Source organism: Amycolatopsis echigonensis (genome assembly GCF_014174495.1).
Taxonomy (GTDB): domain Bacteria; phylum Actinomycetota; class Actinomycetes; order Mycobacteriales; family Pseudonocardiaceae; genus Amycolatopsis; species Amycolatopsis echigonensis.
Genome location: NZ_JACJHR010000064.1, coordinates 1 through 22,738, shown reverse-complemented (window position 1 = coordinate 22,738; position 22,738 = coordinate 1). Strand labels below are relative to the sequence as shown.

General features: G+C 70.1%; 25 protein-coding genes and 2 pseudogenes. 12 read left to right on the top strand and 15 right to left on the bottom strand.

Features of this window, described 5'->3' with window-relative positions; all coding sequences use genetic code 11:
* Positions 1–83: 83 nt before the first annotated feature.
* Complete coding sequence (locus H5411_RS49410; protein WP_183126096.1) at positions 84–278, bottom strand: anti-sigma factor family protein; 195 nt, start codon at positions 276–278, stop codon at positions 84–86.
* A 144-nt stretch (positions 279–422) separates the two neighbouring features.
* On the opposite strand from H5411_RS49410, the gene H5411_RS33340 reads away from it, so the two are divergent.
* Positions 423–971, top strand: a complete 549-nt coding sequence (locus H5411_RS33340; protein ID WP_183126095.1) for an RNA polymerase sigma factor — start codon at positions 423–425, stop codon at positions 969–971.
* The gene (locus H5411_RS49085; protein ID WP_220817833.1) at positions 968–1,246 is read left to right on the top strand and encodes an anti-sigma factor family protein; all 279 of its coding nucleotides are present in this window, start codon (positions 968–970) and stop codon (positions 1,244–1,246) included. Before H5411_RS33340 ends, H5411_RS49085 begins: the two co-directional genes overlap by 4 nt.
* On the opposite strand, the gene H5411_RS33330 is transcribed toward H5411_RS49085, so the two are convergent.
* The 3 genes from H5411_RS33330 to H5411_RS33320 form a co-directional block, all read right to left on the bottom strand.
* Positions 1,129–1,743: a CDP-alcohol phosphatidyltransferase family protein gene (locus H5411_RS33330; RefSeq protein WP_220817832.1), complete on the bottom strand. Its 615-nt coding sequence runs from the start codon at positions 1,741–1,743 to the stop codon at positions 1,129–1,131. The two genes, H5411_RS49085 and H5411_RS33330, sit on opposite strands and share 118 nt — an antisense overlap.
* A 158-nt stretch (positions 1,744–1,901) precedes the next feature.
* A complete protein-coding gene (locus tag H5411_RS33325; protein ID WP_183126094.1) occupies positions 1,902–2,696 on the bottom strand; it encodes a class I SAM-dependent methyltransferase in 795 nt (264 codons plus the stop codon).
* A complete protein-coding gene (locus H5411_RS33320) occupies positions 2,693–4,372 on the bottom strand; it encodes a radical SAM protein (protein WP_312878668.1) in 1,680 nt (559 codons plus the stop codon). Before H5411_RS33320 ends, H5411_RS33325 begins: the two co-directional genes overlap by 4 nt.
* Before the next feature lie 232 nt (positions 4,373–4,604).
* Here H5411_RS33320 and H5411_RS33315 point away from each other — a divergent pair, with 232 nt between their 5' ends.
* The 6 genes and pseudogenes from H5411_RS33315 to H5411_RS49405 form a co-directional block, all read left to right on the top strand.
* Positions 4,605–5,045, top strand: a complete 441-nt coding sequence (locus H5411_RS33315; RefSeq protein ID WP_183126093.1) for a helix-turn-helix domain-containing protein — start codon at positions 4,605–4,607, stop codon at positions 5,043–5,045.
* A gap of 80 nt (positions 5,046–5,125) precedes the next feature.
* Positions 5,126–5,494 (top strand): hypothetical protein, encoded by a 369-nt coding sequence (locus H5411_RS33310; RefSeq protein WP_220817831.1) that lies wholly within the window; start codon positions 5,126–5,128, stop codon positions 5,492–5,494.
* Positions 5,491–6,162 carry a hypothetical protein gene (locus H5411_RS47940; protein ID WP_312878667.1) on the top strand — a complete coding sequence of 224 codons (672 nt, stop codon included), beginning with the start codon at positions 5,491–5,493 and terminating at the stop codon, positions 6,160–6,162. Before H5411_RS33310 ends, H5411_RS47940 begins: the two co-directional genes overlap by 4 nt.
* Positions 6,163–6,657 carry a hypothetical protein gene (locus H5411_RS47935; RefSeq protein ID WP_246369531.1) on the top strand — a complete coding sequence of 165 codons (495 nt, stop codon included), beginning with the start codon at positions 6,163–6,165 and terminating at the stop codon, positions 6,655–6,657.
* 23 nt (positions 6,658–6,680) lie between these two features.
* On the top strand, positions 6,681–7,355 hold the full coding sequence (locus H5411_RS33300) for a TOTE conflict system archaeo-eukaryotic primase domain-containing protein (RefSeq protein WP_183126092.1): 675 nt from the start codon (positions 6,681–6,683) through the stop codon (positions 7,353–7,355).
* A 177-nt stretch (positions 7,356–7,532) separates the two neighbouring features.
* A pseudogene (locus tag H5411_RS49405) lies at positions 7,533–7,634 on the top strand (hypothetical protein); the annotation flags it as partial.
* A 148-nt stretch (positions 7,635–7,782) separates the two neighbouring features.
* Here the strand turns inward: H5411_RS49405 and H5411_RS33290 are convergent.
* From H5411_RS33290 to H5411_RS33240, 11 genes are read right to left on the bottom strand one after another with little or no spacing between them, the layout of a single operon-like run.
* Positions 7,783–8,526 carry a maleate cis-trans isomerase family protein gene (locus tag H5411_RS33290; RefSeq protein WP_460431768.1) on the bottom strand — a complete coding sequence of 248 codons (744 nt, stop codon included), beginning with the start codon at positions 8,524–8,526 and terminating at the stop codon, positions 7,783–7,785.
* Entirely contained in the window at positions 8,523–10,913 is a 2,391-nt protein-coding gene (locus H5411_RS33285) for a xanthine dehydrogenase family protein molybdopterin-binding subunit (protein ID WP_183126091.1), read from the bottom strand. The genes H5411_RS33290 and H5411_RS33285 overlap by 4 nt, the downstream gene beginning before the upstream one ends.
* Positions 10,910–11,422, bottom strand: coding sequence for a (2Fe-2S)-binding protein (locus H5411_RS33280; protein ID WP_183126090.1), 513 nt, complete (start codon positions 11,420–11,422; stop codon positions 10,910–10,912). Before H5411_RS33280 ends, H5411_RS33285 begins: the two co-directional genes overlap by 4 nt.
* Positions 11,419–12,465, bottom strand: coding sequence for a M29 family metallopeptidase (locus H5411_RS33275; RefSeq protein WP_183126089.1), 1,047 nt, complete (start codon positions 12,463–12,465; stop codon positions 11,419–11,421). Before H5411_RS33275 ends, H5411_RS33280 begins: the two co-directional genes overlap by 4 nt.
* A gap of 13 nt (positions 12,466–12,478) precedes the next feature.
* Complete coding sequence (locus H5411_RS33270; protein ID WP_183126088.1) at positions 12,479–13,303, bottom strand: alpha/beta fold hydrolase; 825 nt, start codon at positions 13,301–13,303, stop codon at positions 12,479–12,481.
* A complete protein-coding gene (locus H5411_RS33265; RefSeq protein WP_183126087.1) occupies positions 13,300–13,893 on the bottom strand; it encodes a hypothetical protein in 594 nt (197 codons plus the stop codon). The genes H5411_RS33270 and H5411_RS33265 overlap by 4 nt, the downstream gene beginning before the upstream one ends.
* Complete coding sequence (locus tag H5411_RS33260; RefSeq protein ID WP_183126086.1) at positions 13,890–14,501, bottom strand: CoxG family protein; 612 nt, start codon at positions 14,499–14,501, stop codon at positions 13,890–13,892. Before H5411_RS33260 ends, H5411_RS33265 begins: the two co-directional genes overlap by 4 nt.
* Complete coding sequence (locus tag H5411_RS33255; protein ID WP_183126085.1) at positions 14,488–15,360, bottom strand: FAD binding domain-containing protein; 873 nt, start codon at positions 15,358–15,360, stop codon at positions 14,488–14,490. Before H5411_RS33255 ends, H5411_RS33260 begins: the two co-directional genes overlap by 14 nt.
* On the bottom strand, positions 15,357–16,457 hold the full coding sequence (locus H5411_RS33250; RefSeq protein ID WP_220817830.1) for a PEP/pyruvate-binding domain-containing protein: 1,101 nt from the start codon (positions 16,455–16,457) through the stop codon (positions 15,357–15,359). Before H5411_RS33250 ends, H5411_RS33255 begins: the two co-directional genes overlap by 4 nt.
* Positions 16,454–18,328 carry a PEP-utilizing enzyme gene (locus H5411_RS33245; RefSeq protein WP_183126084.1) on the bottom strand — a complete coding sequence of 625 codons (1,875 nt, stop codon included), beginning with the start codon at positions 18,326–18,328 and terminating at the stop codon, positions 16,454–16,456. Before H5411_RS33245 ends, H5411_RS33250 begins: the two co-directional genes overlap by 4 nt.
* Positions 18,325–18,990: an isochorismatase family protein gene (locus tag H5411_RS33240; protein ID WP_312878665.1), complete on the bottom strand. Its 666-nt coding sequence runs from the start codon at positions 18,988–18,990 to the stop codon at positions 18,325–18,327. The genes H5411_RS33245 and H5411_RS33240 overlap by 4 nt, the downstream gene beginning before the upstream one ends.
* A gap of 355 nt (positions 18,991–19,345) precedes the next feature.
* Here H5411_RS33240 and H5411_RS33235 point away from each other — a divergent pair, with 355 nt between their 5' ends.
* The 4 genes and pseudogenes from H5411_RS33235 to H5411_RS33215 all read left to right on the top strand — a co-directional run.
* Positions 19,346–19,561 carry a hypothetical protein gene (locus H5411_RS33235; protein ID WP_183126083.1) on the top strand — a complete coding sequence of 72 codons (216 nt, stop codon included), beginning with the start codon at positions 19,346–19,348 and terminating at the stop codon, positions 19,559–19,561.
* 2 nt (positions 19,562–19,563) lie between these two features.
* A pseudogene (locus H5411_RS33230) lies at positions 19,564–20,721 on the top strand (hypothetical protein).
* Between the two features lie 98 nt (positions 20,722–20,819).
* Positions 20,820–21,521, top strand: coding sequence for a GntR family transcriptional regulator (locus H5411_RS33220; protein WP_183126080.1), 702 nt, complete (start codon positions 20,820–20,822; stop codon positions 21,519–21,521).
* 298 nt (positions 21,522–21,819) lie between these two features.
* Positions 21,820–22,738 (top strand): LamG-like jellyroll fold domain-containing protein (locus H5411_RS33215; protein WP_183126079.1); only part of this gene is annotated, 919 nt, incomplete at its 3' end.

Here is a 22,738-nt window from a genome sequence, read left to right as displayed (position 1 = left end):
CGCCAGCGTCGCGACGCCCTTGGACACATCGTTGCCGCCGTTGGCCGCGGCCAACGCGATCGCCAGAACCGCCACCGCGAGCGTCATCGGCCGCTCCGTCTCGGCCCACCCCGGCTTGACACGCCGCTTACCGTGGGCTGCCATCCGCAGCGGGCCAGCACGGCTTTGATCGCGCGCACCATTTCGGCATGGGTGCGGCACCCGGGGCAGACCCGCAGGTGCGCGGCAACCGCCGCGCGATGCCCTGCGGGTAGCTCGCCATCGACGTAGGCTTCCACTGCCCGCTGTAATCCGGCTCTGGGCAGACCGGCACGACGCCACCTCACGGGCACGAAACCCGGTGAGGGCGCCACCACATTCCCGGCGCAGGCCGGTGGAATAGCCACCCGCGATCGGCGGGTTTCGTCTGCGTGGAGGTGAGCGTGGCCAAGCTGGGCACCCGGCACCAAGCGTTCGCGGAGTACGTGCTGCCCGAGATCGACGTGCTCTACCGGGTCGCGCGATCACTGACCGGCCAGCCCGCCGACGCCGAGGACCTGGTCCAGGACACCCTGCTGCGGGCGTTCCGCGCGATCGACCGCTTCGACGGGCAACACCCCCGAGCATGGCTGCTGACCATCCTGCGCAACGCCGAGCACAACCGGCACCGCCGCGCCCGACCCGACCTGCTCGCCGACCCTGACGACGCGCTGGCCCGGCTCGACGCGGGACGCGATCCCGCCCCCAGCCCCGAACAGGCGATCGTCGATGAGCGGTTCGAGATCGAAGTCGAGCGCGCGTTCGCCGCGCTGCCGGACAAGCACCGGGAGGTCGTCGCGCTCGTCGACGTCCACGGCCTCGGCTACGCGGACGCCGCGGACGCGCTGGGTGTGCCCGTGGGCACCGTGATGAGCCGCCTGCACCGGGCACGCAAACGCATCCGGGACCACCTCCAGGCGACCAACGTGACCCTTCCCCGAGGTGAGGCATGACCAAGTTGTTCGAGCGGGTCGGCCCGTCACCAGTGCGCTGCCTGCGCGTGATGCGACTCCTGCAGTCCTATCTGGACGGCGAGGTCACCGACGCCACGGCGGCCCGGATCGCCGAACACCTCGAAGAATGCCGCCGCTGCGGCCTTCAGGCCGACACCTACCTCGCCATCAAGAACGCCCTCGCCCACCGCCAACCGCCCACCACCGACGCCGTGGACCGGCTGCGCGCCTTCGGCGAGGCACTGCTGCACACCGCAGACGAACCCGACAGCTGAGCAGGGCGCAGCACGGCCCGCACGGCGATCATGGCCTGCATCGCCGCGGCCGGCCGCCACAGGACCGGACGCGGCGCGTCCACCATCTGGCCACCCGCGACGCTGGCCACCGTCACGATGACGACCGGGACAACCCACACCGCCAGCGCCGCGACCCGCACACTCCGATCGCGCTCGTGGCGCGCGACGAACCACGTCCAGAACACCGCGTCCGCCAGCGAGTCCGCGTACCCGCCGAACGCCGTCTGGGTGCCGGTGCGCCGGGCGAGCCGGCCGTCGAGGAGGTCACTGGCCAGCGCGACAACGCCCAGCCAGCGCACCGGCCCGCCGAGCACGGGAAGATTCGCCCGCAGCAGCGTGATCACGTTAGGCACGCCCAGCGACCGCCGACCTTCCAGCATCCCGAGATGGCTTGCCGCCAGCGCCCAACTCACCGCCGTCCACCGGCGACCCCGCCGACCGGCCAGCAGCGCGAACACCACATGCAACGCGGTCACCTCGACCAACGCACGCGGACGCCGCCGCGCCTGATGGACCGACCGGCGAGTCGACAACGCCACGAACCGCGCCCACGCCGGGAGTCCCCAGCGCCCCGCACGCAGGCCAGCCAGCATTTGATCGGTTGCCGCGCGACTCGCGGCGTCTACCACCGCGGTCACGTCGGTTTTTCGGCGACCAGCAGCCGGTAGCCGAGCAGCCCGTCGGTCACCGCGTGCTTGGCCAGGGCGGTGTAGCGCAGCACGGCGTCCACGTCCACACCGGCTGCGGCCAGCCGGTCGGCGGCGGTCATCCGCAGCACCCGGACCCGGGCCTCGATCTGCTCGACCATCCGGGCCAGCGCCGCGTCGTGTTCCTCGACGTACCCGGTCACCAGTCCCGCCCCGGCCAGGATGTCGGTGTACTGGCCGACCGGGCGGGCGTCGGCGATGCAGGCCACCCACGCGGCCAGCGTCCGCAACTCCTCCGGCAGACCATCCTCGGCCACCGTGACGTCGGTGATACCCACCCGGCCGCCGGGCCGCAGGACCCTGGCGAACTCCTCGGCGGCGGTGGCCTTGTCCGGGAACGTGCAGAACGCGCACTCGCACACCACCGCGTCCGCGCTCCCGTCAGGCAGCGGAAGCCGTTCCGCGTCACCGAGATGAAACCGCACCCGATCCACCAAACCGGCCTCCTCGACAGCCGATCGGGCACGCTCCACAGTGGACTCACCGAGATCGACCCCGTCCACCGTCACGTCGTACTCGCCCGCCAGCAGCCGCGCGGTCGCTCCCGGCCCGGACGCGACATCCACCACCCGCAGCCCCGACCTCAGCCCGAGAACGTCGGCCAGCCGACGAGTCAGGTTCAGGCCGCCCGGGTGGTAGGACTCGCCGAGGACCAATGCCACCGCGTCCTGCCCGTAACTGGCCGCGCAACACGCCTTGATCTCGGCAGGATCGGCCGTCATCGACCGACCGCCCGCTGACCCACGTTCGTCCCGTCCACCCGACCGTGCCCCTCGCCATGGCCACTGCCATTGCTGCTCCCGTTGCCGGCGATCTTCGACCCGTACGGCGAATCCACCAGCAGCGGTTGGAGTTCGGCCGCGTTCGGCACCACATCCGCGACCGTCACACCGGACATCTGCTCGCGAACCTGTTCCCGGTAGCCGACGGAGTTGTAAGCGCAGAACGGGATCAACCGCCCGTCCGGAGTGATCTCCTCCACGCAGCACTTCATCAACTGCTTCACGTTGAGCGTGTACGGGTCCTGGAAGTCCTGCACCACGATCATGAACGCCCGGTCGGTGAGATTCGCGATCGCCTCGGGCAGGTTCACCCCGCAGGCGTCCGCACAGTTCAACGCCTCAGCGGCGGCCCGTAGTTTCTCCTCGGTCGTCTCGGTACCCATGAACGCCGACGCGCTCCACAGCTTCTCCAGCGCCTCCCGCACCGCGTAATCCGGCACCACCCGGTTGGACACGTAATCGAGATAGTCCTCCACCTGGATCAGCCGGGGAATCGGCACGATCCCGAAATCCGACTCGCCCGGGGTGCCCTCGGTGAGCAGGTAGGTGATCGACCGGCACGTCGGGAAACAGCACGGCACCGGGAAGAAGTCGTCCTTGGCGAACCAGTCCGGCCGCTGCGCGGCGACCAGTTCGATCACATCGGAGTTGGTCAACCGGGTCAGCGGATCGAACTCGACATGCCGCCCCGAGTGCGTCACCGGCTGGAACGACACCGACCGCACCGCCGGATGAGCCAAACCGAACTCGATGATGTCGCCGAGCTCGTGCTCATTCAGGCCCCGTTCGATCGCCGCCACCAGGGTCACAGTCAGGCCGGCCTCGGCGCAGTTGTCCAGCGCCCGTTTCTTGATCTCCCGCAGATCCCGTCCGCGGATCTCCCGGTGCGTGCGCTCGTCGAACCCGTCGAACTGGAGATAGATGTTGATCGACTTGCCGTGGCGGCCGTTGCGTTCGCCCAGCGCGGCCACGAATGCCCGGTCGGTGGCCAGCCGGATTCCGTTGGTGTTGAGGTTGACGTTGCGGATCGGCTTCGCTTGCGCGAGGTCGATGAAGTCCAGGATGTGTTTGTGGATGGTGGGTTCGCCGCCGGAGAACATCACCACCTCGGCCTCGCCCTCCGAGGCGACGAACACGTCGAGCATCCGCGCGCACTGCTCCAGCGTGATCGCGTACCCGTCGGGTTGGTGTCCGGAGTCGGCGAAGCAGATCGGGCAGTCCAGGTTGCAGTTCGTGTTCACCTCGATGATCCCGAGGCAGGCGTGCTGCTTGTGCTCTGGACACAGGCCACAGTCCGACGGGCAGCCCTCGTTCACCTCGGTCTGGAAGGTCAACGGGATCGTGCCTGGCTTGTTGAACCGCGCCGAGGACAGGTACGCCTGCGCGTCCCCGTACACCAACGCCTCGAACCAGCCGTGCTCCCGGCAGCGTTTGCGCAGGTAGACCTTGTCGTCGCGGATGTTGACCTGGGCGTCCACCACGACCTTGCACACCGGGCAGATGCTTTTGGTGTACTCGACGAACACCTCGTCCCGGTCCCGCTTGCCGCCCGCCGCTGGCTGCCCGTTGGTGACTCCCACCGCCGACTCGTCCGTCACCAGCACCTCCGCGTTCACGCGACCAGCCTCAACAAGCCCAGCACAGCAGGCTGCGGCGACGCCGCGCATCCACAGTGTCAGCGACCAGACAGACCTCAAAGACCTCAGCCCAAGCCTCGACAGCCGAAACGGCGAACACCTTGGGGGAACAGGCCGATTTTTGACGAAAACGCCCGCACCAGTGCCACCCCCTACAAGCCGCTGACCTGCGGTTTTGCGGTGTCTAGAGGGTGGCGCTGGGGGTTCATCTGTGGACCTTGGGGGAACTTGCTACAACACAAAACCCCAGGTAGAGGCCCTGGAGACCCTGCTCCAGAAGCTCCCCGACCCGTCCACGCCCGCTCCGCCGCCCGCAAACCGGCCGAAACCAGGTCGTGCACGGCAATTCGACGCCGACCAGGTCCAGGAACTCATCGCCGGCTACCAAGCCGGAGCGACGGTGTACGAGCTAGGCGACCGGTTCGGCATCGAGCGGCGGACGGTCAGCAACATCCTCAAACGACACGACGTGCCGATGCGCCGCCGCGGTCTCTTCCCTGAGCAGGTCGACGACGCCATCCACCTCTACAACCTCGGCTGGTCCCTGGCACGAGTCGGCGAACACCTCTGTGTCGACCACACCACGGTGCTGACCAAACTCCGCGAACGCGGCGTCCCCACCCGCGACACACATGGTCGACCTCGGTCTTGATGCACTGGGTATTCTCTTGGTGCACCGTCAGACGGTGGTACGTCGAATCGATCTCACCGAGTTCACTACGCTGATATCCCATGGTGAGGGCTCCGAAGTTCAGCGCCCGGACGTCTGGTCGATGGCGGATCGTGGCGATGAGCGGCTGGGACCGCGAGGCGATCGACCTGGTCGAGCCGGGTTACGTCGAGTTCGCCCGGAACGGGACCGGCCAGTTCGGTTTCATCGCCGTCAACGGCTGGCTGGACTGCCGCTCGGTCGAGCGGGATGGCCGGCCGGGCGTGGAGTTCACCTGGGAAGGTTCCGACGAGGGCGATCAGGTCAGTGGACGCGGCTGGGCAGTCCTGGTCGACGACAACACGATCGAGGGCCATCTGTTCTTCCACCTGGGCGACGACTCGAGTTTCCGGGCGAAGCCGTTCACCGGCGATGGACTGGATGAGCCGTGAGCGAATACCAGTACTACGAGTTCCTGGCGATCGACCGCCCACTGGACGACGGTGAACAAGCTGCGGTCCGGTCGCTGTCCATCCGGGCGCGGATCTCTTCGACCAGCTTCGTGAACGAGTACCACTGGGGCGACTTCAAGGGCGACCCTCGCCGTCTGATGGAGCGCTACTACGACGCGCACCTATACGTCGCCAACTGGGGTACCCGCCGAGTGATGTTCCGGCTGCCGTGCGATCTGCTCGATCCCGATGTCGTCGAGGACTACTGCGTCGGCGACGAGGCGAGTGCCTGGGTCACGGACGAGTTCATCGTGCTCGACTTCACCAGCGAGGCCCACGCTGGTGAGTTCGACTTCGACTACGACCCCGCGAACCTGCTGTCGACGATCGTCGGAGTTCGCGCCGAACTCGCCGCCGGTGATCTCCGGCCGCTCTATCTCGCCTGGCTGGCGGCCTACGGTGCCTGGGAGCGCGATGAAGACGTTTTCGATCGTGCTGCTGACGACGATCTCGAACCACCTGTTCCGCCCGGACTGGGCACGCTCACTGCCGCGCAGCGGGCGCTGGCCGACTTTCTCCGCCTCGACGACGAGCTGATCACGATCGCGGCTCAGGTGTCTCCACCGCTGGGCCAGACGGCCGATGACCCCGATGACCTCGCCGTGTGAGTGGCTCGCCTGCCGGTCACCGAGAAGGACCGGCTCCTGGCGCGGGTAGCGCAGGGTGAGGCGGCGCGGGTGCAGATGGAGTTGCTGCGCCGTTTCCGCGGCGACACCGCTCCGATCAGCCCGACCCCAGCCCGCCGGAACGTGGCCGACCTACTCGACAACGCGGCGCAGCGACGAGCCGACCGCGACCGTCGGCTCGCCGCCGAGCGCGCCGAAGACGAGGCACGCCGGGAACAGGCGCGCCTGCTGGCCCGCGAACGACGACTCGACACACTGGCCGCTGAGGGAGACACCGCGTGGTCGCGCGTCGAGGCGATGATCGCCACCCGGAAACCGGCCGAGTACGACGCCGCCGTCACGCTGGTCACCGATCTGCACGCGCTGGCCGAACGCGAGGACCGCTACGACACGTTCACCATCCGCACCATCGCGTTGCGGCAAACGCATGCACGCAAACCCAGCCTCATTGAGCGCCTTAACCGGGCACGCATCTGACCATCCCATCTACGGTGGGCTCTGTGAAAGACGATCTCCAGTCGGCGAAGGCTGCGGGGCTCGCCGAGGAACTTGCGGAACTCCGCGCGCTGACAACTCAGTTGCGAGCGGAGAACACGCGGTTGCTGCGGCTGTTGGAGCTGACACCGAAACAGGCGGCTCCGCCCGGCCCGATTCAGACCGGCTTCTTCGAAGCGCACCCCGGACCGGTCGACCGGCGATCGGCCCCGGAGGTGAAGGTCGATTTCGTCGCTGCCCTGTTCGCCGCCCGCATCGACATCTACGCCACGCGATGGGAGAACTCGCGTACTGGCAAAGCTGGTTGGCTGCCGGCGGTGCGCGGCGGGTGGCGCAAGGGCGTCCGGCATGAGGACCGCGACTACCTGCCGCTGAGCAAGGACGTGCTGCGGACGCACCTGACCGGTGACGTGCATGTCGGGCTGTATCCGCTGTTGGATGGTGACTTGTGCTGGTGGCTGGCGGCCGACTTCGACGGCCCGATGGCGATGCTGGATGTCCTGGCCTATCTGAAGGCCGCCAGAGCGTGCTCGGTGCCGGCCGCGTGGGAAGTGTCGCGCTCGGGCGTTGGCGCCCATGCTTGTTCGTCGCGGCGCTCGCCTGGACCGTCACCGGCCGGGCATTGCGCCCGGTCAACGCGATCAGCGCGGAAATGGCGGAGATCAGCGAACACTCGCTGAGCCGGCGCGTTCCCGTGCCCAGGCTCCACCGCTCCATCTCCACGGCCGCCGCACAACGGACTGCTGATGAGCATGTTCGACGTCATGAACACGGCCCGGTCGCTGCCCGTGTGGGGCAGCCTCAAGCGGCGCACCTCCACCCCGGAACTACGCCGCTGCTAGCACCGGGAGCACACCGCGATCGTCGAGGCGCTGTGCGACCGCGACCCGGACGGCGCGGGCGAGGAGATGCGCAAGCACCTCCAGCACGTGGCCAATTCCCTCCTCGGCCGGCAGTGAACGACCGGTCGGCCCGCCTGCTGAACCGCGGAGCCCCGAGAACGTCTGCCCGTTCACACCGGATCGTCGTGTCGAGGTGGGTGGCGGTCAGGCAGGTCCGCGGGCGGCCGGCGCCCGCGGACCTGCCTGATGCCGGACACCGCGGCGGTCATCCCCGCAGCAGGCGTCCCGCGCCGGAGATCGCCGGCTCGTGGCCCAGTGACCGCAGCACCTCGTAGGCGGTCGCGGTCGCGGCGGTGACCACGGGCAGCCCCAGCTCCTCCTCGACGACCTCCACGGCGTCCAGCGACGGCATCTGGACGCAGGCCGACAGCACCACGGCCTCCGCGCCCTCCCGCCGCAGGCCCCGGGCGATGGCGGGCAGCTCACCGGGATCCAGCCGGCCCACGGCGAGGTTGTCGGCCACCTCCAGTGACACCGCGTCGAGCACCTGCACACCCTCGCCCTCGATGTACTCGCGCACCATCTGCGTCAGCGGCGCCACGTACGGGGTGACGATGGCGACGCGGCGCGCCCCGATCGCCTGCAGGGTCCGGACGAGCGCGCCCGCGCTGCTGACCACCGCGGCGGGATGGCCGTTGCGCTCCGCGGCCTTCCCGATGACCTGCTCCGAGTCCTTGTGCGCACCCGGCCCTTGCGCCATCACCGCCACCAGGCACGCGTACGCGATCACGTCCACGTCCGCGTCGGAGACCGCCGTCGCGCACTCCGCGGCCTTGCCGACCATGGCCAGCAGTTCCTCGCGGTTGACGTGCTTCATCGCGGCACGTGCCGAGTGGAACGTGTACCGGTGGCCGGTGGCCTCGGTCTGGCGCCGGAACAGCTCCGGCAGTTCCGTCTCCATCGTCGTGTTCGAGCTCGGCACGATCAGACCGACCCGGGACGAGTTCACCACTGTTCGACTCCCTTGTCCGAAGCGAGGGCGCGCCAGACCTTCTCCGGCGTCACCGGCAGGCTGTCCAGTTCCACGTCGTGGTCGGCCAGCGCCTCGCAGATCGCGTTCGCGACCGCAGCGCCCGGCGGGATCGTGCCGACCTCTCCCACGCCGCGGATGCCGAACGGCGTGACCGGGGACGGCACCTCGGTGTGCAGCAGCTCGATCGGCGGCAGGTCCGCGGCCGTCGGCGGGAAGTAGTCCATCATCGACCCGTTGATCAGCTGCCCTGTCTCCGGGTCGTAGCGCAGCTCCTCCGTCAGCGCGGCACCGAAACCCTGCGCCAGCGCGCCCAGCACCTGCCCGTCGACGATCTTCGGGTTCACCACCGTGCCCGCGTCGTGGACGAGCACGAACCGCTCCACGTCGAACTCGCCGGTCTCCGGGTCGACCGACACCAGCGCGGCCGCCGTGCCGAACGAGTACGCCGCGTCGGACGGCTCGAAGTGCGAGGTCGCCTCCAGGCCGGGGTCCTCGCCGGGCGGGACGCCCTGGCCGGTGATCGCGGCGCGGTAGACCTCCGTGAGCGGGACCGACACGCCCGGCTCGGTGCGGTGCCGCACCACCGGACCGGCGATCTCCAGCTCCTCGGGTTGCACCTCCAGCCGGAACGCCGCCAGCCGCAGCGTCTTGGCCGCCAGCTGTTCCGCGGCCTCGCGGATGGCGCCCGCGGCCGCGATCATCGTCCGCGACGCGAACGAACCGGTGTTCAACGGTGCCGCGGCCGTGTCGCCGGCGTGCACCTTCACCGCGTCGTAGTCGGTGCCGAACACCTCGGCCACCACCTGCGCGAACGCCGTCTCGCTGCTCTGGCCGATGGCCGACACCCCCGTGTAGGCGTCGATCCCGCCGGATCTGTTGGCGCGCAACGTGATGCTCTCGTGGGCGCCGAACTGCGAGCCGCGCTTGGCCAGAAAGCGCGAGCTGGCGTACCCGGTGCGCTCGACGAACGAGGAGAAGCCGATGCCCACCAGCCGCCCGTCCGCGCGTGGCCGCCGCGGGGCCGCCCGGTGCTCGGCCCAGCCGATCCGCTCCGCCGCCATCCGCAGGCAGCGCTCGTAGTCGCCGCTGTCGTAGACCGCGCCGGTCGGGTTCACCCACGGCAGATCGTCCGGCTTGAGCATGTTCTTCGCCCGCAGTTCCACGGGGTCCATCCGCAGCCGCCGTGCCAGCTGGTCCATCAGCCGCTCGTACGCGAAGTTGACCTCCGGCTGACCGTAGCCGCGGTACGCGCCGACCGGGGTCTTGTTGGTGAGCGTGACCCGGCGCTCGGTGTAGCCGTCCTCGACCCGGTAGGGACCGTTGAAGACCACACTCGACAGTTGCGCGGACCCGAACGGCGAGTTCCAGCCGCCGATGTCGGTGGCGTAGACGTTCGTCATCGCGAGGATGCGCCCGTCCGCGTCCGCCGCGATCCGGTAGTCGTGCACCGATTCGCGGGCGTGCGTGCTGGTCCGGAAGTGCTCACCCCGGTCCTCGCTCCACTTGACCGGGCGGTGCAAGGCCATCGCGTGCAGACACGCCAGCACGTCCTCGGGGAACACGCCGAGCTTGAGCCCGAACCCGCCACCGACGTCCGACGCGATCGCCCGTACGTCGCTTTCGCGCAACCGCAACGACTCGGCGAGCTGCTTGCGGATCAGGTGTGGCACCTGGGTCGAGCAGTGCACGGTCAGCTCCCGCGCACCGGGCCGCCACTGCGCGACGACGCCACGGGTCTCCATCGGCAACGCCGTGACCCTGCCGATCCGGAACCGGCCCTCCACGACCACGTCCGCTTCGGCGAACCGGGCCGCCGGGTCCCCTCGACCGTCCGAATTGGACGCCAGCAGGTTCGACTCCAGCACCGACGGGTGCAGCACGGGCGCGTCCGGTTCCAGCGCCGCGAGCACGTCGACGACGTGGGGCAGGGGTTCGTACTCGACCTCGACCAGTTCGAGCGCGTCCTCCGCGAGGTGCCTGCTGGTGGCGACGACGCTGACCACCGGCTGTCCCTCGTGCGTGGCGACGTCCTGAGCGAGCGCGTAGTACGGCAGCTTCGGCGCGCCGGGCACCGGGCGCAGCACGCCGAGCGGCTCACTCAGGCGCCGGACCCGGGGCCCGGACAGCACGTGCTCGACACCTTCGAGCCGTTCGGCGGCGGAGGTGTCGACCCGCACGATCCGGGCGTGCGGGAACGGGCAGCGCGCCACGGCCATGTACAGCACCCGGGCCGGGTCGACGTCGTCGGTGAACTGCCCGTCGCCGCGCAGCAGCCGTTCGTCCTCCTTGCGGGCCACCGAGACCCCGAGCAAGGCGGGCCTGGTGCCGGCGGTGCGTTCCGGCGAGTTCTCGAGCGTCGTCATGTCGTCCTCGCGTCTTCGATGCGTTCGTCCTCCCGTGCCCCCTGCGGGTGCTCGGCGAACCACCGCTCGATGGCCGTCACGACGTTCTCGTAACCGGTGCAGCGGCACAGCACCCCCGCGATCTCCTCGCGGATCTCGGCCCGGCACGGCTGCTTCCCCTGGTGCGCCAGTGCGGTGGCGGTCATCAGGAAGCCGGGGGAGCAGAACCCGCACTGCAGGGCGTGCTCCTGTTCGAACGCCTGCTGCAGCGGGTTGAGCCGGTCGTCCTCGGCCAGTGACTCGACGGTCCGCACGTGGCGGCCGTCGAGCTGGCAGGCGAGCATGAGGCACGACTTGACCGCCTCGCCGTCGACCATCACCGTGCACATCCCGCACGCGCCCTGTTCGCAGCCGATGTGGGTGCCGGTGAGGCCGAGGTGCTGCCGCAGGAAGTCCGCCACGTGCAGCCGGGCCGGGACGCTCGCGTGCACGAGCTTCCCGTTGACCGTGGTCTCGATCTCGACGTTCATCGTTTGTCGGCCGGGCGCATGTCCGCGACGGTCAGTTCGCCGGCGTCGACGATCAGCTCGTCGTCGAGGTACAGCGAGCAGCCGCGCATCGGGATGTCGAAGTGGCAGGCGGTGTCGTTCGGGCCGCCGAGCTCGTTGTTCGGGCCGATGGAGAACATCACGTTGCCGTAGAAGCTGCGCAGCTCCATCCCCATGCCGCCGGGGAACTGGGTGAGCCCGTGCCAGTGCGCGCGCTCGTCGAGACCCCAGCCGACGTGCGACATGCCGTAGCCGCGCGGATCCTCGAAGGACGTGATGTAGGAGTTGAGCAGGTCGGCGTCGAGGCTCGACTGGCCGCCGGCCCCGCGGATGTCGCGGATGAAGCCCTGCTCGATGGTCAGCTCCACCGGGGTCTGCACGTACTGGTTGAACGGCAGCAGCACGTCGCCGGGAGCCAGGACGATCTTGCCGTCCACACCGTCGTCGGCGCCGCCGGTGAACACGAACGCCGCGGGCCAGTGGTCCCACCGGCCGGGCTGGTCGGTGTAGCCGTACTCCGACAGCGTCGGGTAGACGCCGAGGCGGTAGGTGACGTCGGTGCCGAGCGGGCTGGTGATCCGCATGGTCTGGGCCTTGGCGAGGATCTCGGCGGCGATCTCGACGCGCTCGCGCAGCTCCTTCGTCGGCATCAGGCGGGCCAGCAGCGGCACCGGCTCGACCGTGGTGAGGATGCGCGTGTCGGCGCCCTGGATCTCGAACTGCTCCTCGCTGAACAGCAGGAACGTGCAGTCGACCACCATGTCGACGCTCTTGAGCGCCTCCACCGCGAGCCGGTTGCCCTTCAGCCCGGACTCGCCGACCGCCCACGCGCCGGAGGCACCCGACGGCGAGGGCAGGCGCAGGTGGAACGTCTTGGCGCCCAGCTGCTGCGCGGCCCACAGGAAGGCGTCGGCGTACTCCGCGCGGTCGCCGCCCTGGGTGAGCACGGCGACGGTCTCGTCCTCGCGTACGCCGGACAGGGTCAGCTGGCGCAGGCAGATCTCGTTGAACAGGTTCTGGTCCATGGGGGTTGTCCTCCTATCGCTGGGGTGCCGCGAGCAGGTGCGGCCGGACGGTGTCGAGGAAGCCGGTCAGGTTGTCCCACGGGACCATGTGGCCGGCCGCGGGAACGCTCAGGATTTCGATGTCGGGACGGGCCGAGCGCAGGTCCTCGGCGGCCGCGGCCGGGACGACGGGGCTGTCCCCGCCGCGGACGAGCAGTACCGGTGCGGTCAGCCGGGCCCAGTACTCGAAGAAGTCCTCGCGCTCGAAACCCTCGTGGGTCTCCAGCACGGCGGTCTCGTCGCACGAGGCCAGCACTTCGGCGCGCAGCCGCAGTTCGCGCTCCGGCCACCGGGGGTAGAAGCGGCGGACCTCCTCGGCGGTGGTGCCGCGCTGGGCTTCGTGCAGCTGTTCCAGGAAAGACTCCCGGGACGTCGGGTACGGCCCCCGGCCGGGGCCCGACGTCGGCGGGTCGACGAGCACGAGCGGGCCGTGGTCCTGCGGGGCGTGCCGCACGGCGTAGGCGGCCGCGATCCTGGCGCCCATCGAGTGGCCGACGACGGCCGGCCGGTGCAGGCCGAGTGCGTCGACGAGCCCGGCGACGTCGGCCGCGTAGTCGGTGAGCCGGTAGCGGCCGGCCGGCGCCCGGTCGGTCTCGCCGCGCCCCCGGATGTCCGGGACCGTGACGCGGTAGCCCCAGCCGGCGAAGAGCACCGCGAGGAAGTCCGCGGTGACCGCCGGGCTGGTGATCCCGGGCAGGACGAGCAGGTCGGGGGAGCCCGGCTCGCCGTAGCGCAGCACCCGGTGGCGCAGGCCGTTGGCCTCGGCGAAAACGCTCTCTCCCGCGATGGCGGTGGTCAACGGTCCTCCCCCGGCAGCTGCCCGATCGCCCACTCCAGCAGCGCCGCGACGGGTTCGCGGGCGGCCGGGACCCGGACGCGGCCCGCCATGTAGGTCAGCTTGGCGATCCCCTTGTCCCGCGAGCAGCTGCCCGAGGACACCCAGCTCGCGGTGAGACCGGCGAGGGTTTCCAGGTAGGACAGCGAGTCCGCGGCCTGCACCTCGTCGGCACCGTTGAGCCCGCCGACCTCGTGCAGGCCGACGAGCCTGCGGACCTCGGCGACGTCGACGGAAGCGGTGTCGAGCCCGGCGAGCCAGAAGCCGGTGATCTCGGCCGAGCGGAGCATGTGCGGGTACAGGTAGAACGGGCTGTCCCAGTCGGTCGCCGCGTGGTCGAGCACCGGGCCACCGGGGAACATGCGCTCGATGTCGTGGGTGAGCGCGGCGATCCGCAGCTCGGCAGGTGCGTCCGGCACCAGCCAGACGAGCCAGTCGCGGGCCCGCGCCAGGTGGTGGGCCTGGCTGTAGGGCCGGACCCACTCGGCGGCCAGGGCCTCGGTCTCGCTCGCGGCGGCCACCTCGGGCGCGGTCCAGGGCAGTACGGACGTCATCGGCGCGCCCTCTGGAAGCTCCTCGCGAGCGTCGCGAGGCTGACCGCCACCGAGACCGCGCTCAGCGCGGCCGCGACCTTCGCCCACGGATCGGCCGCGGCCACGGGGGCCGGTGCGTCCACAATGGACTTCGCTGGGGTGGTGACCGGAGCCGCCGCGGTTTCGCCGCCCAGTGCGGTCTCCAGGTTGCGCGAGAACGCGCCGGTGACCTTGCGCGCCTGCTTGGCGACCACCTTCTGCCCGACGCTGCCGAGCGCGCCGGCGAGTGCGACGTCGCCTTCGACGATGACCGTCGTGCGCTCGCCCGCCGGTTCCAGCTGCACGTTCACCGTCGCCCGGACGTTGCCCATCGCGCCGCGGACCGTCTTGCCGGTGGCGGTGAAGGCGATCAGCTTCTCCGGCACCCGCTCGACGATCGTGATCGAGGCGGCGAACGTCGCGGTCATCGGGCCGACGCTCTGGGTGACCCGTACGTCGATGTCGTCCGGACCGCGCATCGTCAGGTCCTCGACCCCCGGTACGCAACCCGCCACCCGAGCGGGCTCGTCGAAGAAGGTCCAGACCTCGGCCACCGGTCTGCCGACCTGGAACTCCTCACGCAACTTCATGGGTTCCTCCTCCTTGGGCTTCGCGCAGCTCGGTCAGCACCCGGTGCAGGTACACGGGCACGAGGTGACGGCGGTACTCCGCGGAAGCGCGGACGTCCGCCGGCGGGTCGACGACGGTCAGCGCGGCCTCGGCGGCGGCCGCCACGTCGTCGTCGGTCAGCCGGGTGCCGTCCGGCGGCGAGGGGGCGAGCACGGGGCCGTCGGCGACGCCACCGAGGGCGAGGCGGACGCCGTGCCAGGTCCCGTCCTCGTCCCTGTCGCCGGTGGCGACCGCGCTGATGACCGCGAAGTCGTTGTGCTTGCGGCAGAACTCGCGGAACGCGAAGTGCCGCGGGTGGGCCGGGAACTCGACCGAGACGACCAGTTCGCCGGGGTCGAGCACCGTGGCGTAGGAGCCTTCGTAGAACTCCGTCAGCGGGACGCGCCGGGTGCCGGCGGGCCCGGCGGCGACGACCACCGCGCCGAGCACAAGGCACGCCAGCGGCATCTCGCCGGTCGGGTCGCCCTGCACGAGGGCGCCGCCGACGGTGCCGCGGTTGCGCACCTGCCGGTCGCCGATGTGCCGGACGATACGGGCGAGCAGTGGCAGTCGCTCGGCCACGAGCGGCGAACGCTCCACCGTGGAGTACCGGACCAGCGCGCCGACGACGGTCCGGTCGCCCTGCACGAGGATGTCGTCGAGATCGTCGATGTCGTTGATGTCGACGAGCGCGTCCGGCCGCCACAGGCGCATGTTCAGCATCGGGACCAGGCTCTGGCCCCCGGCGAGCACCCGGGCGCCACCGCCGTACTCGCCGAGCCTGGCGACGGCCTCCGCCACGGACGTCGGCCGGTGGTACGCGAACGGGGCGGGCTTCATGCGCCCGCGCCCCGGCTGCCGCGAGCCACGCCCACACCCGCGAACCGGGCCAGCACGTGGTTGACGGCGGCCTTGCGCTCACCGACCAGCTGCTCGGCCTTCCGGCGGCTCCACACCGTCTCCGGCCGCACCTGCAACACCCGCACGTCACCCCGTTCTCCGACGGCCCACTCGACGTCCTGGGGCGCGCCGCGGTGCCGTTCGATGCGCTTGGCCAGCTCCGCGAGCGCGCGGATCTGGTCGTCGTCGAGGCACGGCGACTCCTGCAGGTCCGGCTCCACCGGCACCAGTCCGACGGCCGCGGCGACCTGGTCGAACCCGAACTTCGACTCCTGCCGGGCCACCTCGCGGCGGATCACCTCGAAGGTCACCTTGTCCACGACGTACCGGCTGGGCGTGATCCCGCCGCTCACGACGCCTTCACCGAGGCCCCAGCAGCCCTCGATGACCACTTTGGACCGGTCGCCCGTCACCGGGTCGAGGGTGAACATCACCCCGGCCGCACGCGCCTGCACCATCTGCTGCACGCCGACACAGATGCCCAGATCGGCGGTGAGCACGTCGGAGCCGGCGTCCGGCCGGTAGGTGAGCACCGCGGCGCCGAACATCCCGGCCCAGCAGCGGCGGACGTGCCGCAGCAGGTCCTCGGCGCCACGGATCCAGAGGAAGGTGTCGTACTGCCCGGCGAAGCTGGCGCCCGCGAGGTCCTCGGACTCGCCGCTCGAGCGCACGGCCACCGGCAGGTCCTCCTGCCCGGCGCGGCGTTCCAGCTCCGCGTAGGCGTCCCGGATCTCGCGTTCCAGGTCGGCGGGCAGCCCAGCCTCGTCGATGGCGGCGGCGAACTCGGCGCTGATCCGCTGCACGTCCGCCAGTTCGGCACCGGACGCCTCCGCGCGGACCTCACGCGCCCGCTCCGCCAGACCCGCCGACTCCAGGAAGTGGCGGTAGGCGGTGGTGGTGATGCCGAACCCCGGCGGCACCTCGAAGTGCGCCGCGGTCATCTCGGCCAGGCTGCCGAACTTGCCGCCGAGCAGACGGTTGCCGACGGCGGTGGGGTCGTCGAGCCACAGGACGAACGGGGAAACGGTGGTGGTCACGGCTGTGCCTCCTCTACGACGCGGACGACGCCGGTGTTGCCGTCGACCTCGATGAGCTGTCCGGTTCGGATGGTCGTCGTCGCGAAACCGGTGCCGACGACCGCGGGCAGGCCGTACTCGCGACACACGATCGCGGTGTGGGCCATGATCCCGCCGACATCGGACACCGCGGCCGAAAGCCGCGAGAAGACCGGCGCCCAGCTGGGGGCGGTGATGCGGCAGACGAGGATTTCCCCGTCCCGCACCAGGTGCAGGTCCTCCGGGTCCACGATCACCCGCGCGCGGCCCGTCGCCTTGCCGGCGGACGCCGCGACCCCGCGCAGCTCGCCGCTCTCCTCGCCCTTGGCGCCGAGCCACTCCTGCACCGACTCCTGCGTGATGCCCCAGAGCATCACGGTCAGCGGTTCGGTGATGAACTCCGGCGGTACGCCGAGCGCGGGCTGGGGCGGGTGCGCCTTGAGGACGTCCCGGATCCGCTTGCGGCGCGCGATCTCCGGACGCCAGTAGGTGACGCCGCGGGCCTCCGTGCCGGTGGCCCAGCCGACGTTCAGGTCGTACAGCGCCGAGTAGATCTCGTTGCGGTGCAGGTAGAAGATGTCCTCGCGGTCGTCGAGGAAGTCGTGTGCGACGAACACGTCACCGAGCTCACGCACCTTCGACCAGAACAGCGAGTGGTGCCAGTGCTCGACGTAGAAGTTGTGGTTCTCGACGAACGGGAACACCTTGCGGGCGAGCTCGACCAGCCCGTCGAACACCTCCTGGTCGGCCTCGGTGGGCAGGTAGCTGCGGTACTCCGCGGTGATCCGGGTGCGCTCGGCGAGGATCTCGTCGAGCGGACGGCGGATGTCCGCACCGTCGAGCAGGCTCTTGACGTACCCGCGCAGCGCGGTGAACGGCAGGCGCAGGTCGTCGATCCAGGCCCGGTCGCTGTGGGTGTAGCCGGCGCCGGTGGAGAACCAGAACCACGGGTCCTTCGCCGCCTCGAACGCTTCGATCCACTGTGGACCGTTGGGGTGTGCGGCGATGGCGGCGAGCACGTCGTCCGGGTCCTCGCCACCGAGCACGATGTCGGTCAGCTCCAGCTCGACGACGAGCTTCGCCAGCCCGCGTACCTCGTCGTCCGGGCGGAACAGCATGATGTCGATGCCCGACACCATGGCCGCGAGCGTCTGGTCGGTGATCCCGGGGAAGGCGGACTGGCAGAACTCCTGAAACGTCAGGTACGCGCCGTACCCGAGGTTGAGCATCTCGAAGTGGTAGGAGCCCATCTCGAACAGGTTCGAGATCAGCTCGCCGTACTTCGTGAGCAGGTCGTACGTGGAGTACGTGCCCTTGTGCCGCAGGACGCTCTCCAGCGGCTCCCGCTCGGGCAGCGGGGCGAAGCGGATCGCCTTGAGCCGCTCGATGCAGCCGGTCGCCTTGGCCACCCACTGCTCGTAGATCTCGTCCCAGTTCTCGTAGTAGTGCCCCGCGCGGACCGCGAACTCCTCGGCGCGGCGGGCGATCTCGTCAGGATCGGTCACCGCGTTCGGGCTGATGTAGAGGTAGCCGTTGATGATCCGGTGGTCGATCCCGCCGGCGGGCGGCACCGGCCACACCCGCGTCGACATCTGGCTCGCCGCGACCCACCAGTTCTCGGTCATGATCGTGTCGAACGGGTAGAGCGGCTCCGGGTTGTGCATCCCGTCGAAGAACCAGAACTTGCCGTCCTCGAACTCCGCGCGCTCCTGGCTCAGCAGCGCGTAGTACGGATACATGCTCTCCCAGCCCTCGGCGCCCGGTGGCGTCTCGACAGCGAAGGGGCTGGCGAAGCGTTCGCCGGGTACTGCCTGTGCCGGTTTCGTGGTGGGATTCGGGTCGGTCACGGTCATGCGTGCGCCTCCGCCTCGGCTCTGGTGGTGGGAAGGGTCCCGAGGTAGCTCAGGACGTCGTCGAGGTCGACGACGTCGCCGTACTTCTGGTCCATGTCGAAGAGGTTCGCCTCGTGCGGGCCCGGCGCCCGGTCCGCGACGCAGTCACGCGGCACGAGCACCGGGTAGCCGTACTGCACGGCGTCGACGACCGTGGCCCGGACGCAGCCGCTGGTCGTCGCGCCGGTGACGATCACCGTGTCCGCCCCGGCCGACGTGAGGTACGCGGCCAGTGCCGTGCCGAAGAACGCGGACGCCCCGGTCTTGACCACCAGGTGCTCCTCCGGCCGCGGCGCGAGCCTGCCGTCGATCTCCACCAGCCTGCTGCCGAGCGTCAGCGCGGCCATCCCGGTCGCCTTGCGCAGCCACGCGAGCGTGGCGACCTGGCCGGGGTCGTAGGCGATAGTGGTGAACACGACCGGCAGACCGAGTTCGCGGGCCCGGTCGAGCAGCCGCGCGGTGGCCAGCACGGGTCCGGTCATGTCCGCGCCCGTCGGGTACGCGGGGTCGGTGAACCCGTAGGAGAAGTCGACCACGACCACGGCAGGCCGCGAGCGCCGCTGTACCGGACGGCCGAAACCGGCCTGGTCGTAGACGCTCACGGTCGAGGACGAGGTGTCCACCGGCGGCTCCCTTCGTTGGAAAGCCAAGGCAGTCTGGCATACATGTATACCATTTTGGCAAGTACTTTCTGGCTGAATCTTCGGTCGGCGGTCGCCCCGGTCTGCGTCACGCACCCGGGTCCGAGGAAGGGTCCGGCGCCCGCCGCAACCCGTCCGTCCTGATCCGCAACCTGTCTGTCACATCGGAAAACCAGCAGGTCACAGACTTCGCACGAAGGCTTGCCGTGCTTTGCATACCGGTATACATCCTCGCTTCACGCACACCCGCGGCACCCGCGGGAGCGGTTCTCGGCACCTCCGCGGATCTCACCCACTCGTGCGCTCAGCGCCCCTTCTGTCCCCGCTGAGAGAAGTGATGCCACAGTTCCCCGAACAGGCCTCCACCGACTGGATCTTGTCGACCTTCATCTACACCGTCGGCGCGATCGCCGTCCTGCTCGTCGTGGCGGGACTGGTGTTCATCGACACCGGGCTCGTCCGCCGGCGCAACGTCCTCGACACCACCGTGCAGAAGATCGGCGCCGCGATGGTCGGCGGTCTCGGCACCCTGCTCATCGGCTACCCGATCTGACAGTGGCAGTTCAACCAGGCGTTCGGGGTGCCGGGGCCGTTCTGGCAGGCGGTGCGGGACTGGTGGCTCGGCTGCGCCTTCACCACCACGTCGTCGCGGTACATCACCCGGCCGCCCTGCCCGAGGCCGACGTGCAGCAGATCTTCCTGGTGTTCTTCGTGACCTTCACGATGGCGGCCGTCGCGTTGATCCACACCGGCGTGGTCGAGCGGATCAAACCGGTTCCCCTCTTCGTCATGTCCTTCGTCGTCGGCGCGGTGCTCTCACCGCTGGTCGGTTACCTGTGCTCGGGTTCGCTGTCGCCGCTGACGCTGCGCGGAACGCACGACTTCGACGGCGCCTTTCCCCTCTACATCACCGCGGGCACGTTCGTGCTCGTGCTGGCGTGGCGCGCCGGCCCGCGCCTCGGCGCCTTCCTGCCGCACCACAGCGGGGCGAAGCCCGTGTCCCACAACGCGGCGTTCGTGGGCATCGGGGTGCTGCTGATACTGGTGGCCCTGCCGTTCGTGACGCTCGGCAGCGGCTACATGGTGCCGGGCACGGGTTTCTTCGGGATCTCCTACACCGAAAGCGGGATCGGGCTGGTCGTCGTGAACCTGGTCGCCGCGCTGCTCGGCGGTGCGGTGACGGGGCTGCTGCTGGCGTACCGGCGCCGGGACGCGACCTCGGCGCTGCTCGGCCCGATCGCCGATGTCGTCATGGCGGGCACGCTGCTCGACATCGGGAACGCCTGGGAGTGCCTGCTCGTCGGCGCGCTCGGGCCGGTGGTCGCGCTCGGCACCGGGACCCTGTTGCGGAAGGCGCGCGTTGACGACCCGAAGGTGGTGCCGCTGGCACTCGGCCCCGGCGCGGTCGGCGCCGTGCTGACGGGTTTCCTGAAATAGGGCACGCGCACCGGTGGCTACCTCGGGCTCGACGGCCCGCACGCGGTGGGCGCCGGGGAGATCACCCCGTGGTGGCAGCTGGCGGGCGTCGTCGCGACGATGCTGGTGAGCGGGGTGCCCGCGCTGCTGCTGTGCCTGGTGTTCGAGCGGTTCGGCGGCCTGCGCGCGAGCGAGCAGGAGGAGCTCGTGGGGCTCGACCAGGCGCGGTGGGGCGTGTCGAACTTCGCGGACGACCTGGAGGCGGTGCCGGTGGTGGAACCGCAGGTGCGGGCCTGACCCCGGCGGCGAGACCGTTTCCCGCGGGCCCGCCGCTATGATCTGCACTTGGGCCCGCGCCGCATCCCGCGGTCGCGGCGAGCGTTGGGAGCACGGCCATGCAGTCACCGGGGCGAGGCGTGGTGCCCCTGTCCCAGCGCACGAGCGAAGGCGTGGCGCGCGTCCTGCGGAACGAGATCTTCTCCGGGCGGCTCAAGCCGGGGGAGCCGGTGCGGGAGCGGCTGCTGGCCGAGCAGCTCGGGGTGAGCCGGACACCGGTGCGAGAAGCCCTGTTCACGCTGCAGAGCGAGGGGCTGGTCGAGCTGACGCCCAACCGCGGCGCGACCGTCCGCACCATCACCGCGCGCGACATCATGCAGATCTACACGCTGCGCGAGGTGCTGGAGGCGTACGCGGCGAGCGAGGCGGCGCAGGCCAGGACGAACGAGGACCTGGAGGCGCTCGAGGACGCGCACGCGAAGCTGGAGCGCATCTCGCCGACCGGCAGCCCGGCGCAGGTCGCGATGGCCGATCTGGCCTTCCACACGCTCATCAGCGACGCGGCGAGCAGCCGGATGCTGCAGACGATCATGGGGCAGGTACTGGCGTTCACGGTCAGCTTCCGGTCGAACTACTCCTATCCCGCCGAACGGGCCGCCGTGGCGGTCGAACAGCACCGCGCGATCCTCGACGCGCTCCGGGAACAGGACGCAGGCCGGGCGGAGCGCCTCATGCGGGAGCACGTCGAGTCGGCGAGGCTCTTCGCGTTGCAGCACTTCACTCAGGCGCAGCCGGAGGCGGAGTCCGAGCGGGGCGCCTGAACCGAATCGAGTTCGGGCCGGCGGCATGACGTGCGCCACATCCGTGAATCCGGCAAGTAGTGTGGCTGCGTGAACAGGCAGTGGTCCGCACCTCCGGTCCGCACGCGCTGTGGGGTTTGGAGGATCCGGACGCGTCGCTGTGGGCCGCCAACGAAGCGCCGGCGGCGACTCATGCCAACGTGACCCTCGCCGCGCCGCCGGCTCTGCGCGGTGGCACGGCGGTGACGTTCAACGGCAGCTCGTCCTCTGTGAACTGCCCGAGCGGCAGGCCCGCGGCCGTACCCAGCTCGCGGTCGAGATGTGGTTCAAGACCAGCACGGCGGGCGTGCTCTACGCGACCGGCAACGACCTGCCCGGCACGGCCAACCCCGGTGGCGGGGCGATGCCGGTGCTCTACGTCGGTACGGATGGCAAGCTGTACGGGCATTTCTGGAACGGCAACGCCTGGCAGCACGTGGCGCTCGCCGGTGACGGGGACATCCAGTCGCTGTACCTGGATGGCAACCTCGCCGGCACCGCCACCGGCCCGATCGACAACATCGACCGCTACGACTTCCTCGGCGCGGGCAAGACCACCGATCAGGCGTGGCCGGCGCGTCCGGGCAACACGTGGGGTTGCTTCACCGGCTCCATCGGCGAAGTCGCCTTCTACCACCGGGTCCTGGACTCGGCCAGCGTCGCCAACCACTACTCGGCCAAGGTCGCCGCCTACGCCGTGCGCGTCACCGATCCCGCGACCAAGGTCACCACCTACACCTACGACCCGACCCCCGGCGGCCGTCTGGTCTCGACCACGACACCGACCGGGGGCACGCAGGTCCGGGGGTATGACACCGGGGGCTACGTCAACCGGATCATCGACGAAAACGGGCACACCACCACCTTCGCCAACGACGCGCGCGGAAACGTGTTGTCCCGCACCACGTGCCGCGATGGTGCACTGGGCTGCTACACGCAATACCGGTCCTACTACCTCAACACCAGCGATCCACTCGACCCGCGCAACGACAAGGTCACCGAGGACCGCGACCCGCGCTCGGAATCCGCGACCGACAACCGGTTCCTGCCCACCTACAGCTACACCCCGGCCGGGGACATCGCCACCCCGCGGAGGGCACAAACAAAAGGACCACCCGCAATGCGGGTGGTCCTTGCTCGCCTTCAGGCGTCGCGGTCCTACTTCGTGGCCTTCATTCAGGCACATGTTCTAGTAAGAC

Bases quoted from the DNA above. Each gene is read 5' to 3' on its own strand.
- H5411_RS49085 (WP_220817833.1), top strand. From the start codon at position 968: ATGACCAAGTTGTTCGAGCGGGTCGGCCCGTCACCAGTGCGCTGCCTG.
- H5411_RS33325 (WP_183126094.1), bottom strand. From the start codon at position 2,696: ATGACGGCCGATCCTGCCGAGATCAAGGCGTGTTGCGCGGCCAGTTAC.
- H5411_RS33310 (WP_220817831.1), top strand. From the start codon at position 5,126: ATGGTGAGGGCTCCGAAGTTCAGCGCCCGGACGTCTGGTCGATGGCGG.
- H5411_RS33285 (WP_183126091.1), bottom strand. From the start codon at position 10,913: ATGACGACGCTCGAGAACTCGCCGGAACGCACCGCCGGCACCAGGCCC.
- H5411_RS33280 (WP_183126090.1), bottom strand. From the start codon at position 11,422: ATGAACGTCGAGATCGAGACCACGGTCAACGGGAAGCTCGTGCACGCG.
- H5411_RS33275 (WP_183126089.1), bottom strand. From the start codon at position 12,465: ATGGACCAGAACCTGTTCAACGAGATCTGCCTGCGCCAGCTGACCCTG.
- H5411_RS33265 (WP_183126087.1), bottom strand. From the start codon at position 13,893: ATGACGTCCGTACTGCCCTGGACCGCGCCCGAGGTGGCCGCCGCGAGC.
- H5411_RS33260 (WP_183126086.1), bottom strand. From the start codon at position 14,501: ATGAAGTTGCGTGAGGAGTTCCAGGTCGGCAGACCGGTGGCCGAGGTC.
- H5411_RS33255 (WP_183126085.1), bottom strand. From the start codon at position 15,360: ATGAAGCCCGCCCCGTTCGCGTACCACCGGCCGACGTCCGTGGCGGAG.
- H5411_RS33245 (WP_183126084.1), bottom strand. From the start codon at position 18,328: ATGACCGTGACCGACCCGAATCCCACCACGAAACCGGCACAGGCAGTA.
- H5411_RS33235 (WP_183126083.1), top strand. From the start codon at position 19,346: ATGCCACAGTTCCCCGAACAGGCCTCCACCGACTGGATCTTGTCGACC.
- H5411_RS33220 (WP_183126080.1), top strand. From the start codon at position 20,820: ATGCAGTCACCGGGGCGAGGCGTGGTGCCCCTGTCCCAGCGCACGAGC.